Below are 16,606 nucleotides of genomic sequence, written 5' to 3' on the forward strand. Positions count from 1 at the left end.
AGCACCAATGAGTACGAACAACGAGGAACTCGTCTCTGCACTGCGCGGATCCCTGCGTGAGGCCGAGCGGCTGCGGCAGCGCAACCGCACGCTCGTGGATGCGGCGGCCGAGCCGATCGCGATCGTCGGCACCGCCTGCCGCTTCCCCGGCGGCATAAGCTCCCCCGAGCAGCTGTGGGCTGCGGTCGAGGCGGGTACGGACCTGGTGTCGGGCTTCCCCGAGGACCGGGGCTGGGACCTCGACGTGCACGACCCCGACCCCGAGCGGTCCGGCCGCAGCTACACGGACCGGGGCGGATTCCTCACCGGAGCGGCCGACTTCGACCCGGCCTTCTTCGGCATCTCGCCGCGCGAGGCGCACGCGATGGACCCCCAGCAGCGGCTGCTCCTGGAGACCTCGTGGGAGGCGTACGAGCGGGCGGGCATCGACCCGCACAGTCAGCGCGGCAGCCGCACCGGCGTGTTCGCCGGCACCTGGGGCCAGGGGTACGGCCTCGGCGCCCGCGCCCCCGAGGACGCCGAGGGCTACCTCGTGACCGGCGCCGCGACCGCCGTCGTCTCCGGCCGCGTCGCCTACGCCCTGGGCCTGGAGGGCCCGGCGGTCACGGTCGACACCGCCTGCTCCTCGTCCCTGGTGGCCCTGCACTGGGCGATGCGGTCGCTGCGGGCGGGCGAGTGCACGATGGCCCTGGCGGCCGGCGTGACCGTCATGGCCACGCCCGGCGTGTTCGTCGAGTTCTCCCGCCAGCGCGGCCTCGCCGCCGACGGCCGCTGCAAGGCGTACTCGGCCGACGCGGACGGCACCGGCTGGGGCGAGGGCGTCGGCGTCCTGCTCCTGGAGCGGCTCTCCGACGCGCGCCGCAACGGCCACCGCGTCCTCGCCGTCGTCCGCGGCTCCGCCGTGAATTCCGACGGCGCGAGCAGCGGGCTGACCGCGCCCAACGGCCCCTCGCAGCAACGGGTCATCCGGCAGGCGCTCGCCGACGCCCGGCTCTCGCCCTCCGACATCGACGTCGTGGAGGGACACGGCACCGGCACTCGGCTCGGCGACCCGATCGAGGCCCAGGCGCTCCTGGCGACCTACGGGCAGGAGCGGGAGCGGCCGCTGCTGCTCGGCTCGGTCAAGTCCAACCTCGGGCACACACAGGCCGCGGCGGGTGTCGCGGGTGTCATCAAGATGGTCGAGGCCATGCGGCGCGGCGTCGCACCCAAGACCCTGCACGTCACGGGGCCGACACCGCAGGTCGACTGGTCGGCGGGGGCGGTCGAGCTGCTAACCGAGGGCCGCGACTGGCCCGTGACCGGCGCGCCGCGCCGCTCGGCGGTCTCCGCGTTCGGCGTGAGCGGCACCAACGCCCACGTGGTCCTGGAACAGGCCCCGGAGCCCACTGGCGTGCCCCAGGACGCTCCCGAGTCCGGGCGGCTCGTGCACCCGAGTGTGCCGTGGCTGCTGTCCGGTCACACCCCGGCCGCGCTCCGCGCGCAGGCCGAGCGGTTGGCGGCCGGTCTGCCCGACGACGCCGAACTCCTCGACGTCGCCTCGGCGTTGGCCACCGAGCGGGCCGCGCTGCCCTTCCGCGCGTCCGTCGTCGGCGCCGACCGCGAGCGGCTGGTCGCCGGTCTCGCCGCGCTCGCGGCCGGAGCGCCCGCCGCCGTCGCGGGCGAGGCGCGGCCCGACCGTACCGTGGCGATGCTCTTCACCGGCCAGGGCTCCCAGCGTGCGGGCATGGGCCAGGAACTGGCCGCCGCGTACCCCGCGTTCGCCGCTGCCTGGGCCGAGGTGTGCGCCGAGTTCGACATCGTACTTCCCCGGCCGCTGCGCGAGGTCGTGGCCGAGGGCGGCGACGACCTCGACCGGACCGTGTACGCGCAGGCGGGCGTGTTCGCCTTCGAGGTCGCCCTGTCCGCGCTCCTCGACTCCTGGGGCCTCCGTCCCGACCTCGTCCTCGGCCACTCCGTCGGTGAGCTGGCCGCCGCCCACGTGGCGGGCGTGCTGTCGCTGCGGCACGCGGTCGTCGTGGTCGCCGCGCGCGGCAGGCTCATGCAGGCGCTGCCCACGGGCGGCGCGATGGTCGCCGTCCAGGCGAGCGAGGCCGAGGTCGCGGGCGACCTCGGCCCGGCGGTGGCCCTCGCCGCCGTGAACGGTCCCGCGTCGGTCGTCCTCTCGGGCGACGAGGACGCCGTGCTTGCCGCCGCCGAACGGTTCGCCGCACTCGGCCGCAAGACGCGGCGGCTGCGGGTCAGCCACGCGTTCCACTCGCACCGGATGGAGCCGGTCCTCGACCGCTTCCGGCAGGTCCTGGGAGCGGTGACGTTCACCCCGCCCCGGGTGCCGTTCGTCTCCGCCGTGACCGGAGCGCCGGTGGGCGAGGAGCTGTGCGACCCCGAGTACTGGGTGCGCAACGTCCGCGACACGGTCCGCTTCGCCGACGGCGTCCGCGCGTTGGCCGACGACGGCACGGACACCTTCGTCGAGGTGGGCCCCGACGCGGTGCTCAGCGCGCTGGTCGCCGACGCCCTGCCGGAGGACTCCGACCGGCCCGAGGTCCTCGCCGTGGCCGGCGCCCGCGCCGACCGGCCCGAGGCCGAGACCCTGGTCACCGCGCTCGCCCGCGTGCACGCCCACGGCGGACGCGTGGACTGGGCAGCCTTCTTCGGCCCCGGCACGCTCCCCGTGGACCTGCCGACGTACGCCTTCCAGCACGAGCGCTACTGGCTGGCCGCCGAGCCCGCCGACGACCTCGGCACCGCCGGACTCGCCGCCGCCGGCCACCCGCTGCTGCGGGCCGCCGTGGAGCTGCCCGCCGAGGACTCCGCCGACTCCGACCGGCCGGACGCCCCGGGCGCCGTGGTGTTCACCGGCACGTTCTCCCTCCGTACCCACCCCTGGCTGGCCGATCACGCCGTCCTCGGCACGCCCCTGGTGCCCGGCACCGCGTTCGCCGAACTCGCCGCCGCCGCAGGTGACCGGATCGGCTGCGGCACGGTCACGGAACTCGTCCTGACCGCCCCGCTGGCCCTCCACGGCTCCGGCACCGTCCGGCTGCGGGTCCGCGTCGACTCCCCCGACCGTGACGGCCTGCGCGCGGTCACGATCCACTCCCGGCCCGACGACGCCCCCGGCGACGGCACCGGGTGGACCCGCCACGCGACCGGCACGCTCGCCCCCGCCGACCCCGAGCCCGCCGCCGTCCTCGCGACGTGGCCGCCCGCCGGCGCGGAGCCGGTCGCCGTCGACGCGCTCTACGACGACCTCGCGGCCGCCGGCTTCGGCTACGGCCCCGCCTTCCGGGGCGTGCGCGCCGCCTGGCGCCACGACGGCGCGATGCTCGCCGAGGTCGACCTGCCCGAAGGCACCGACGAGGCCGGATTCGGCCTGCACCCGGCCCTGTTCGATGCCGCCCTGCACGCCCTCGGCCTCGGCGGTGTGGTGGAGCGCGGCGGACTGCCCTTCACCTGGACCGGTGTACGGCTGCACGCCGTAGGCGCGCGGTCCTTGCGCGTGCGGCTGACGCCGACAGGACCGGACGCCGTCGCGATCACCATGGCCGACGCCGAGGCCAGGCCGGTCGCGACCGTGGCCGACCTCAGGCTGCGCCCGGCCGTCGAGGTCGGCGGCAGCACGAGCGCGGACGCCCTGCACCGCGTGCAGTGGGAGCCGCGCCCGGCCGGGCAGTCGACCGCCGCCCGCTGGGCCGTCCTCGGCGCCGACACGGACGGCATCGCGGCCGCGCTGACCGACGCGGGCGCCGAGGTCACCGGCGCGGACCGCGCCACCGTCGACACCCTCAACCTCCGCGAGACCCTCGCCACCCTGGACGCGACCGGCACGGACGCCGTCGTGGTTACCGTCTCCAAGGCCACGGCCGGGTCCGTTCCCGACGAGGTGAGGGTCGCGACGCACGAGGCCCTCGCGCTCGTCCGCACCTGGCTGGCCGAGGGCCGTACGGACGTTCCGCTCGTCGTGGTGACGCACGGCTCGGTCGCCGCCGACCAGGACGACACCGTGCCCGACCTGGCCGGCGCCGCCGTGTGGGGCCTGCTCCGCAGCGTCCAGTCCGAACACCCCGGCCGGGTCGTCCTGATCGACCTGGACACCCCGGAGGCCGCCGCCGCCCTCCCCGCCGCGCTCGCCACCGGCGAACCCCAACTCGCGGTACGGGGCGGAGCCCTGCGCGTTCCCCGGCTCGCCAGGGCCGCCGTACCGGCGGACGGCACCGTCGGCTTCGACGGCACCGTGCTCGTCACCGGCGGAACCGGTGCGCTGGGCCGCCTCGTCGCCCGGCACCTGGTCGCACACCACGGCGTACGCGGGCTCCTGCTGCTCGGCAGGCGCGGCGCGGACGCGCCGGGCGCCACCGAGCTCGTGGCCGAGCTCGCCGCGCTCGGCGCCACCGCCGACGTCGTCGCCTGCGACGTGACGGACCGTGACGCGCTCGCGGGCGCCCTCGCGACCATCCCGGCCGAACGCCCGCTGACCGCCGTCGTCCACGCGGCGGGCCTGCTCGACGACGCCACGGTGGAGTCCCTGACCCCCGAGCGGCTCGACACCGTGCTCCGCCCGAAGGCCGACGCCGCCTGGCACCTGCACGAGCTGACCGCCGACCTCGACCTGCGCGCGTTCGTCCTGTTCTCCTCCCTCGCCGCCACCGTCGGCAGCCCGGGCCAGGGCAACTACGCCGCGGCCAACGCCTTCCTCGACGCCCTCGCCGCCCACCGGCGCGCCCTCGGCCTCCCCGGCACCTCGATCGCCTGGGGCCCGTGGTCCGACGGCATGGCAGGCGGCCTCGACCGCGTGGACACGGCCCGCCTCGCCCGTGGCGGCGTCGCCCCGCTGCCGCCCGCCGACGGCCTCGCCCTGTTCGACGCGGCCTGCGCCGCCCCCGCCTCCCTGACCGTCGCCGCGCGCCTGGACCTTCCCGTACTGCGCGCGCAGCACGGGCTGTTGCCAGCCGTCCTGCGGGGTCTCGTCCCCGCCCCGGACCGCCGTACCGCGGCGGCGGCACGGACCGGCGACTTCGCCGACCGGCTTGCCGCGCTCCCCGAGGCCGACCGGCGCCGCGCGGCGGTGGAACTCGTCCGCGAGAACGCGGCCGCCGTCCTCGGCCACGCCGGCTCCGACGCGATCGCTGTCGACCGGGCGTTCCTGCAGCTGGGCTTCGACTCGCTGACCGCCGTCGAGCTGCGCAACCGGCTCGGCGCCGCGACGGGCCTGCGGCTCGCGGCGACCGTCACCTTCGACCACCCCACCCCCACCGCCCTGGCGGACCACCTGCTGGCCGAGACGCTCGGTACGGGCCAAGGGGCACCGCGGGTCGTGACGGCCACCGCACCGGTTGACGAGCCCATCGCGATCGTCGGTATGGCCTGCCGCTACCCCGGTGGCGTCGCGTCCCCCGAAGACCTCTGGCGGCTCGTGCTCGACGGCACCGACGCCGTCACCGGCTTCCCCGAGGACCGCGGCTGGGACCTCGGCGGCGTCTACGACCCCGACCAGTCCCGCGCGGGCACCAGCTACACCCGCGAGGGTGGCTTCCTGCTCGACGCCGCCGAGTTCGACGCGTCCTTCTTCGGCATCTCGCCGCGCGAGGCCCTCGCGATGGACCCGCAGCAGCGCCTCCTCCTGGAGACCTCCTGGGAGGCGATCGAGCGCGCGGGCCTGGACCCCGCGACCCTGCGCGGCAGCGCCACGGGCGTCTTCGCCGGCCTGATGTACCACGACTACGGCAGCGGCGCGGGCACGCTGCCCGAGGGCGTCGAGGGCTACCTCGGCCTCGGCACCGCGGGCAGCGTGCTGTCCGGCCGCGTCGCCTACACCATGGGCCTCGAAGGCCCGGCGGTCACGGTCGACACGGCGTGCTCCTCATCCCTGGTGGCGCTGCACTGGGCGATCCAGGCGCTGCGCTCGGGCGAGTGCTCGATGGCGCTCGCGGGCGGCGTCACGGTGATGGCCACCCCCGGCACCTTCGTGGAGTTCTCGCGGCAGCGCGGCCTCTCCCCGGACGGCCGGTGCAAGTCGTTCGCTGCATCGGCCGACGGCGTCGGCTGGGCCGAGGGCGCGGGCGTGCTCCTCGTCGAGCGGCTGTCGGACGCCCGCCGCAACGGCCACCCCGTCCTCGCCCTCGTGCGCGGCAGCGCCGTCAACCAGGACGGCGCCTCCAACGGCCTGACCGCCCCCAACGGGCCCTCGCAGCAGCGGGTCATCGGCCGCGCGCTGGCGGACGCGGGTCTCGCGTCCTCGGAGGTGGACGCGGTGGAGGCGCACGGCACGGGGACGCGGCTGGGCGATCCGATCGAGGCGCAGGCGTTGTTGGCCGCGTACGGGCAGGGTCGTGAGCGGCCGCTGCTGCTCGGGTCGGTGAAGTCGAACATCGGCCATGCGCAGGCTGCTGCGGGTGTGGCGGGTGTGATCAAGATGGTGCAGGCGATGCGGCACGGTGTGCTGCCTCGGACGCTGCATGTGGACGAGCCGTCGCCGCACGTGGACTGGTCAGCGGGCGCGGTCGAGCTGCTGACCGAGGCGCGGGAGTGGCCCGAGACGGGTGCTCCGCGTCGGGCGGGTGTGTCCTCGTTCGGCGTCAGCGGCACCAACGCGCACGTCGTTCTGGAAGAGCCCCCGCTCGCGGCCGAACCTGCGGTCCATCCCGCGGAGAGGGATCTGCCGGTCCTTCCCTGGATTCTCTCGGCCGATTCGGCGGAGGGTCTGCGTGCGCAGGCGGAGCGTCTGGCCGCGCACGGCTCCGCGCTTGAGGCCGATCCGCGTGATGTGGCGTTGGCGCTGGGTACGACGCGTTCGGTGCTGGGGCATCGTGGTGTGGTTCTGGGTGCGGACCGGGCCGAGTTGCTCGCCGGTCTTTCCGCGCTGGCAGCGGGTGTCGAGGCGCCTGGTGTCGTGCGGGGTGTCGCGGGCGGCGACGGTCGTGTGGCGTTCGTCTTCCCCGGGCAGGGTTCGCAGTGGGTGGGTATGGGGGCGGAACTCCTCGATACTTCGCCGGTGTTCGCGGCGCGGATGGCGGAGTGTGCCGCCGCGCTGTCCCGGTTCGTCGACTGGTCGCTGCTGGACGTGGTGAGGGAGGCCGAGGGAGCCCCCGGCTTCGACCGGGTCGATGTGGTGCAGCCGGTGCTGTGGGCGGTGATGGTGTCGCTGGCCGAGGTGTGGCGGGCGCACGGTGTGGTGCCGTCGGCGGTGGTCGGGCACTCGCAGGGTGAGATTGCCGCCGCGTGCGTGGCGGGGGCGCTGTCGTTGTCCGACGCGGCCCGTGTGGTCGCCCTCCGCTCCCAGGCGATCGGTGAGGTGTTGGCCGGTCAGGGTGGGATGTTGTCGGTCGCGCTGTCGGCCGACGCCGTGGCGGAGCGGATTGCTCCGTGGGCCGGTCGTGTCTCGGTCGCCGCGCTCAACGGGCCCGCCGCGACCGTGGTGTCGGGTGATCCGGACGCGCTGGACGAGCTGACGGCCGCCTGCGCGGCTGATGGTGTGCGTACGCGACGGATCCCGGTGGACTACGCGTCCCACTCGGCCCACGTCGACGTACTGCGTGAGCTTCTGTTCGCCGACCTCGCCGACGTCGTCCCCACGGCGGGAACCGTTCCGCTGTTCTCGACCGTGACGGGCGGCTGGATCGAAGGCACGGCGCTGGACGCGGAGTACTGGTTCCGGAACCTGCGGGAGCCGGTGCGGTACGCCGACGCGGTGGCCGGTCTTCTCGCCCAGGGCTACCGGGGCTTCGTCGAGTCCAGCCCCCACCCGGTCCTTGCCGTCGGCACGCAGGAGACGGTCGACGCGGCCGACGCCACTGCCGTGGTCGTGGGCTCGCTGCGGCGCGACCAGGGCGGAGTGGCCACTCTCCTCGGCCACCTGGCCGAGGCCCATGTCGGCGGTGTACGGGTCGACTGGGCCGCCTTCTACGCCGGTTCGGGCGCGCGGGCGGTCGAATTGCCGACGTACGCGTTCCAGCGCGAACGCTTCTGGCTCGCGCCGACCGGGCCCGCCCTCGGCGACCTCGCGAGCGCCGGTCTGGCCGCCGCGGGGCACCCCTTGCTCGGCGCGGCCGTCGACCTCGCGGAGGACGGCGGACTCGTCCTTACCGGGCGTCTGGCCCCGGGCACGCCCGCGTGGTCGGCCGACCACGTCGTCCTCGGCGCCGTGCTGCTGCCCGGCGCCGCGGTGGCCGAGATCGTGCTCGCCGCGGGCGACCGGCTCGGCTGCGGAGTCCTCGACGAGTTGGTGATAGGCGAGCCGCTGGCGCTGCCCGAGCACGGCACCGTCCAGCTCCAGGTCCGGGTGGGCCCCGCCGAGCCCGACGGCCGCCGTGCCGTCGGCGTCCACACCCGCCTCGTCGGCGACGACGGCCCGTGGACGCGGCACGCCACCGGCGTCCTCGCGCCGACGGGCACCGACACCGGGACGCCGCTGACCGAGTGGCCGCCCGCCGGCGCCGAGCTGGTGGACGTGTCGGAGCTCTACGCCGACCTGGCCGACCGCGGTCTCGACTACGGCCCCGTCTTCCGGGGCGTGCGCGCCGCGTGGCGGCGCGGGACGGGACAGCGCGGCGAGGTGTTCGCCGAGGTCGAGTTGGAGGCGGAGGACCCGGCGGGATTCCTGCTGCACCCCGCCCTGCTCGACGCGGCCCTGCACCCGATCGGCCTCGGCGGTCTGGTCGGCACGGGCGGGCTGCCCTTCGCGTGGCAGGGCCTGCGCGTGTACGCCGTCGGTGCCCGCGCGGTGCGGGTCCGGCTGGCCGCCCTCGGCGGTGACGCCGTGTCGGTCGACCTCGCCGACGGCACCGGCGCGCCCGTCGCGGGCGTCGAGGCGCTGCGGCTGCGTGCCGTCACCGCCGCGCAGGTCGCCGCGGCCCGCACGGCGGGCGACCCCCTTCTTCACCTCGACTGGCTCCCGGTGTCCACGCCGGAAGCATCGGAAGCGCTCGAAGCGTCCGAAGCGTCCGAGGAGCCGGAAGCGTCCGAAGCGTCCGAAGCGCCCGCCGGCGCCGATGCCGGCTTCGTACTGTTGCGTCTCGACGAGGCCGGCAGGTCCGGCGAACCCGGCGACGTCCGTCGCGCCGTGCGCGAGGTGCTCGCCGAGGTCCAGCGCTGGATCGCCGACGACAGGACCGAGCGCCTCGTCGTCGTCACCGGCGCCACGGACCTGGCCGGTGCCGCCGTCGGCGGTCTGCTGCGTGCGGCCCAGGCCGAGCACCCCGGCCGGTTCGGCCATGTCGAGATCGACGACCACGCCGACTCCTCGCGGGCCGTGGAGACCGCGGTGGCCCTGGCCGACGAGCCGCGGGTCGCCGTGCGCGCGGGCGAGGTGTTCGTCCCGCGCCTGGCCCGCACTCCGGCCTCCGACGACACCGGCACTGCCCCCTTCGGACCGGACGACACCGTACTCGTCACCGGCGCGGGCGGCACGCTGGGCGGCCTCGTCGCCCGGCACCTGGTGACCGCGCACGGTGTGGGCGGCCTCGTCCTGGTCGGCAGGCGGGGCGCGGAGGCGCCCGGCGCCGCCGACCTGGTGGCCGAACTGACCGCGCTCGGCGCCCGGGTCTCCTTCGCCGCCTGCGACGCCGCCGACCGCGACGCACTCGCCCAGGTGCTCGCCGCGCACCCGGTCACCGGTGTCGTACACGCGGCGGGCGTCCTGGACGACGCGACCGTGGAGTCCCTCACCCCCGAGCGGGTGGACGCGGTGCTCCGGCCCAAGGTCGACGCCGCCTGGCACCTGCACGAGCTGACGGCGGAGCTCGGTCTCCGCTCCTTCGTGCTCTTCTCGTCCCTCGCGGGCGTCCTCGGCGGCCCCGGCCAGGGCAACTACGCCGCCGCCAACGCCTACCTCGACGCGCTCGCCGAGCACCGCAGGACCCTCGGCCTGCCCGGCGTCTCGATCGCCTGGGGCCTGTGGGCCCCGGCCAGCGCCATGACGGGCCGCGCCGACACCTCGCGCATGGCGCGCGGCGGCGTCCTGCCGCTGTCCGCCGACCGAGGCCTGGCCCTCTTCGACACGGCCGTCGCGGGCGGCGGCCTGACCGTCGCCGCCCGGCTCGACCCGGCCGCCTTGCGCGACCAGGGCACCCGTCTGCCCGCCGCGCTCCGCGGCCTCGCGGGCGCGCCGCGCCGCCGGGTCGCCCGCGACGGGGACCCGGGCGGGCTGCGCGCCCGCCTCGCGGCCCAGCCCACCGCCGAACGCACCCGGACCGTACTGGACCTGGTGCGCGGTCAGGCCGCCGCCGTACTCGGGCACGGCTCGGCCGACGCCGTCGCCGCCGACCGGCCGTTCCTCGAATTCGGCTTCGACTCGCTGACCGCCGTGGAGCTGCGCAACCGGCTCGGCACGGCCACCGGCCTGCGAATGCCCGCCACGACCGTCTTCGACCACCCGACGCCGGCCGCGCTCGCCCGGCACATCCTCGCCGAGCTGCTCGGCGCCGCCTCCGCCGACGGGCCCACGGCCCCGAGCACCCTCGCGCGGGTGGACGAGCCGATCGCCATCGTCGGCATGGCGTGCCGGTTCCCCGGCGGCGTGACGTCGCCGGAGGACCTGTGGCGCGTCGTCGCCGAGGGCCGCGACGTCATCTCCGCCTTCCCCGCCGACCGGGGCTGGGACCTCGACGCGCTCTACCACGCCGACCCGGACCACGAAGGCACGAGCTACACCCGCGAGGGCGGCTTCCTCGCCGACGCGGGCGAGTTCGACGCCGGGTTCTTCGGCATCTCGCCGCGTGAGGCCCTTGCGATGGACCCGCAGCAGCGGCTCCTCCTGGAGACGGCGTGGGAGGCCGTGGAGCGGGCGGGCATCGACCCCACCGCGCTGCACGGCAGCCGGACGGGCGTCTTCGCCGGAATGATGTACCACGACTACGCGGCGCGCCTCGGCACGACGCCCGAGGGCCTCGAGGGCTACCTCGGCATGGGCAACTCCGGCAGTGTCGCGTCCGGCCGCATCGCCTACACCCTCGGTCTCGAGGGCCCGGCGGTCACCGTCGACACGGCCTGCTCCTCCTCCCTGGTCGCCCTGCACTGGGCGACCCGTGCGCTGCGCTCCGGCGAGTGCGACCTCGCGCTCGCGGGCGGTGTCGCGGTGATGGCCACCCCTGGCACCTTCGTCGAGTTCTCGCGTCAGCGCGGCCTCGCCCCCGACGGCCGCTGCAAGTCCTTCGCGGGCGCCGCCGACGGCGCGAGCTGGTCCGAAGGCGTCGGCATGCTCCTTGTGGAGAGGCTCTCCGACGCGCGCCGCAACGGCCACCGCGTCCTTGCCGTCGTCCGCGGCTCCGCCGTCAACCAGGACGGCGCGTCCAACGGCCTCACGGCACCGAACGGTCCGTCGCAGCAGCGGGTCATCCGCAGCGCGCTCGCCGACGCCGGACTCACGGCCGCCGACGTGGACCTGATCGAGGGCCACGGAACGGGCACGACGCTGGGCGACCCGATCGAGGCCCAGGCGATCATCGCGACCTACGGGCAGGACAGGGAACAGGACCGGCCGCTGTGGCTGGGCTCGGTCAAGTCGAACCTGGGGCACACCCAGGCCGCCGCCGGCATGGCGGGCGTGATCAAGGCCGTCGAGGCGATGCGGCACGGCGTGCTGCCCAAGACGCTGCACGTGGACGAGCCGTCGTCGCACGTCGACTGGTCGGCGGGCGCGGTCGAGCTGCTGACCGACGCACGGGAGTGGCCGGAGACCGGCGCGCCGCGCCGGGCGGGCGTCTCGTCGTTCGGCGTCAGCGGAACCAACGCGCACGTCGTCCTGGAGGCCGCACCGGACGCCCCCGAGGGCGCGGAGCCCGCGCGGGCACCGGGCGTCGTGCCGTGGGTGCTCTCGGCCCGCACCGCGACCGGGCTGCGGGCCCAGGCCGCGCGGACCCTGGACTGGGTCCGCGACGACACCGACGTCCTGGGCACCGGCTTCTCGCTGGCCACCGGCCGGGCCGCGCTTCCGCACCGCGCGGTCGTCGTCGGCGCCGACCGGGGCGAGCTGGCCGACGGCCTGGCCGCCCTGGCGGCCGGCCGGCCCACCGCACACGTCGAGTCCGCGCGGGCCCGCACGGACGCGGTCACCACGTTCCTGTTCACGGGGCAGGGTGCGCAGCGGGTCGGTATGGGTGAGGAACTGGCCGCCGCGTACCCGGTGTTCGCCGAGGCGTTCGACGCGGTGTGTGCCGAGTTCGACACGGTGCTCGACCGTCCGTTGCGTGAGGTGATCGCCTCGGGTGAGGGTCTGGACGATACGGCGTACGCGCAGCCCGCGCTGTTCGCGGTGGAGGTGGCCCTCTACCGGTTGGTCGAATCCTGGGGCGTGGTCCCGGACATGCTGATCGGTCATTCGATCGGCGAGTTGGTCGCCGCGCATGTCGCGGGTGTGTGGTCGCTGCGTGACGCGGTGACCGTGGTCGCCGCGCGCGGGCGGCTGATGGGAGCGCTGCCCGAGGGCGGTGCGATGGTGGCGGTCGAGGCCACGGAGGGGGAGATCGTCCCGACGCTCGTCGAGGGCGCGAACCTCGCGGCGGTCAACGGGCCGTCGTCGGTCGTCGTCTCCGGCGACGAGGACGCCGTCCTCGCCGTAGCGGACCACTGGTCCGAACTCGGCTGCAGGACCAAGCGGTTGACGGTGAGTCATGCCTTCCACTCGCATCGGATGGAGCCGATGCTCGCCGAGTTCGCTGAGGTCCTGGAGTCGGTGGGCTTCGCGGCGCCGAGCATCCCGATCGTGTCCACTGTGGCCGGGGGCGACGACGTCACCGGGCCCGGGTACTGGCTGCGTAACGTTCGCGAGGCCGTACGGTTCTCCGACGCCGTGCGGACCGCACGCGCGGTCGGCGTCACGGCGTTCCTCGAACTCGGCCCCGACGCCGTGCTGTCCGGCCTGGTCGCCGACTCCGCCGACGCGGACGCCGTGGCCGTCGCCGCCCAGCGCGACGGCAGGCCCGGCGAGCGTATGGTCGTCGCCGCGCTGGCCCGCCTGCACGCCGAGGGCGTTCCGGTCGACTGGTCCGCGTTCTTCGCGGACACGGGCGGCCGGTGGGTCGACCCGCCGACCACCGCCTTCGAGCGCACGCGCTACTGGCTCGACGTTCCGGCGCGGCAGGCCACCCTCGTGGACGACACCTTCTGGGCCGCCGTCGAGCGCGGCGACGTCGCCGACCTGCTCGGCGTCGCCGCCGACGCCGGCCTCGACGCGCTGCTGCCCGCCCTGTCGTCGTGGCGCGACCGGGACCGTACCGCCGCAGCCGTGGACGGCTGGCGCCACCGGGTCCGGTGGACGCCGTCGGCCGATCGGTCCACCGCGACGCCGACCGGCCGCTGGCTGCTCGTCGTCCCGGAGGGCGACCTGCCGCTCGCCGCCGACTGCGCCGCCGCGCTGCGCGAGCACGGTGGCGACGTCACGTACGTCGAACTGCCCGAGGGCGCCGATCGCGCGACCGCCGCGGCTCTGCTGGACACGCCCGACGCCGCCGGTGTGTTCTCCCTGCTCGCCCTCTCCGCCGACCCGGTGCGGGACACGCTCACCCTCGTCCAGGCCCTGGGAGACGCCGGGGTGGGCGCGCCACTGTGGTGCGCCACCTCGGGCTCCGTCTCCGTGGGTTCCTGGGACGTGATCCCGGACACCGCCGTCGCCGCCGCGGGCGTATGGGGGCTCGGCCGGGTGGTCCGCCTGGAGGCCCCGGACCGCTGGGGCGGCCTCGTCGACCTGCCGGGCGCCCTCGACGAGCGCGCCCGACGCCGCCTCGCCACCGTCCTCGCGGGCACCGAGAACGAGTGCGCGGTCCGCGCGAGCGGCACCTTCACCGCCCGTCTCGTCCACGCCGCCGACAGCCCCCGCCACGAGTGGCGGCCCCGGGGCACGGTCCTGGTCACCGGCGGCACCGGCGCGCTCGGCGGCCACGTCGCCCGTGGCCTCGCCGAGCGCGGCGCCGCCCACCTGCTGCTCGTCAGCAGGCGCGGCCCCGCCGCCGAGGGCGCGGACGAACTGGTCCGTGCCGTCGAGGCCGCGGGCGCCCGGGTGACCCTCGCCGCCTGCGACGTCGGCGACCCGGCCGATCTGGCCGTTCTGCTGGCCCGGTTGCCCGAGGACGAACCGCTGACCGCCGTCGTCCACGCCGCCGGCGTCCTGGACGACGCGCCGCTGGACTCCCTCACCCCCGACCGCGTCGCCGCCGTGCTGCGCGCCAAGGCGGACGCAGCGCTCGCGCTCCACACGGCGACCGCCGGTCTCGACCTCGACGCGTTCGTGCTGTTCTCCTCACTCGCGGGCACCCTCGGCAACCTGGGCCAGGGCGCCTACGCCGCCGCGAACGCCGTCCTCGACGCGCTCGCGGCCCACCGCCGCGCCCTCGGCCTGCCCGGCACCGCCGTGGCATGGGGCCCGTGGGCGGGCGGCGGGATGCTCGACGCGGCCGCCGCCGGACGGATGCGCCGCGCGGGCCTGACCCCGCTCGACCCCGACCGCGCCCTCGTCGCGCTCGACCTCGCGGTGGGCGGCGACGACGCGCACCTGGTCGTGGCCCACGCCGACTGGGACCGCTTCGCGGCCGCGCCCCTGCTGGCCGAACTGGCCGCGCCCGCGCCGGTCGAGCCGGCCGCCGAGCTCCTCGGCCCTGACCGCGAGCGGGCCGCGCTCGACCTGGTTCGCGCGCACGTCACGGCCGTCCTCGGCCACGCCGGCGGCGCCGACGTCGACCCCGACGCCGCCTTCCGCGACCTCGGCTTCGACTCGCTCGCCGCCGTCCAGTTGCGCAACCGGCTCACGGCCGCGACAGGCGCTTCGCTCGCCACGACCGCCGTCTTCGACCACCCGACCGCCCGCGCCCTGGCCGCGCACGTCCTCGCCCTCCTGACGGGCGGCGCCGCCGACACGGTGCGCCCGACCCCGCCCGTGGCGTCCACGTCCGTGGACCTGGACGAGCCGATCGCCATCGTCGGCCTGGCCTGCCGGTTCCCCGGCGGCGTCGAGTCGCCGGAGGACCTCTGGCGGCTGCTCGCCGACGGCGTCGACGCCGTCGGCCCGATCCCCGCCGACCGAGGCTGGGAGACCGCCGACGCCTACGCCGAGGGCGGCTTCCTCACTGACGCCGCCGGGTTCGACGCCGACTTCTTCGGCATCTCGCCGCGCGAGGCCCTGGTGATGGACCCGCAGCAGCGGCTCGCGCTGGAGACGGCGTGGGAGGCGTTCGAGCGCGCGGGCCTCGACCCGCACGGGGCACGCGGCACCTCGGTAGGCGTGTTCCTCGGCACCAACGGGCAGGACTACGCGGCCCTGCTCGGCGGAGTCACCGAGGCGCACGAGGGCCACATCGGCACCGGCAACTCGGCCAGCGTGCTCTCCGGCCGGGTCGCCTACGCGCTCGGCCTCCAGGGCCCCGCCGTCACCGTGGACACCGCGTGCTCCTCGTCGCTGGTGGCGCTGCACTGGGCGATCCAGGCGCTGCGCTCGGGCGAGTGCTCGATGGCGCTCGCGGGCGGCGTGACCGTCATGGCGACACCGGGCGCGTTCGCCGAGTTCGCCCGGCAGAGCGGCCTGGCGGCCGACGGGCGCTGCAAGGCCTTCGCCGCCGGGGCCGACGGCACCGGCTGGGGCGAGGGCGCGGGCGTCCTGCTCGTGGAGCGGCTCTCCGACGCCCTCAGGCTCGGACACCCGGTGCGCGCGGTCGTGCGCGGCTCCGCCGTGAACTCCGACGGCGCGTCGAACGGTCTTACCGCGCCCAACGGGCCCGCGCAGCAGCGGGTCATCCGCGCTGCCCTGGACGCCGCCGGGCTGCGGGCGTCCGACGTGGACGCCGTCGAGGCGCACGGTACGGGCACCTCCCTCGGCGACCCGATCGAGGCGCAGGCGCTGCTCGCGATCTATGGTCAGGACCGGGACGAGCCGCTGTGGCTCGGTTCGGTGAAGTCCAACATCGGCCACACCCAGGCCGCCGCCGGCGTCGCCGGTGTGATCAAGATGGTGCTCGCGCTGAACGCGGGCGTGCTGCCCAAGACGCTGCACGTGGACGAGCCGTCGTCGCACGTCGACTGGTCGGCGGGCGCGGTGGAACTGCTGACCGAGCGTCGGGAGTGGCCGGAGACCGGCGCGCCGCGCCGGGCGGGCGTCTCGTCGTTCGGCGTCAGCGGAACGAACGCGCACGTGATCATCGAAGAGGCCCCGGCCCACGCCGACGCCCCCGTCGAGGCCGCCGTCCTCACGGCGCCCTCCGACATCGCCCCCGCGCCCGAGCGGCCCACCGGACCGGTGCCCTGGCTGGTGTCCGGGCGTACGGAGGAGGCGCTGCGGGCACAGGTCGAGCGGCTTCGCGCGTTCGTCACCGCACACCTCGACGCCGACCCTGCCGACATCGGCCTCGGCCTGGCCACGGGCCGGGCCGCGCTTGCGCACCGCGTCGCCGCCGTCGGAGAGCGGACGGACGAGCTGCTCGCCGCGCTCGACGCGGCCGTGCCGACGGTGGCCAGGGAAGGCCGTACGGCGTTCCTGTTCACGGGGCAGGGTGCGCAGCGCGCGGGCATGGGCGAGGAACTGGCGGCGACGTACCCGGTGTTCGCGGAGGCGTTCGACGCGGTGTGTGCCGAGTTCGACACGGTGCTCGACCGTCCGTTGCGTGAGGTGATCGCCTCGGGTGAG

1 protein-coding gene is annotated in these 16,606 nt (G+C 76.1%); it reads left to right on the forward strand.

Going from position 1 to position 16,606, the window contains the following annotated elements; translation table 11 throughout:
- Positions 1–7: 7 nt before the first annotated feature.
- Positions 8–16,606: type I polyketide synthase (locus tag ACZ69M_RS49960; protein ID WP_470060356.1), on the forward strand; the 16,599-nt coding region annotated here is incomplete at its 3' end.

The sequence above is a fragment of the Streptomyces sp. NPDC107454 genome (assembly GCF_055582885.1).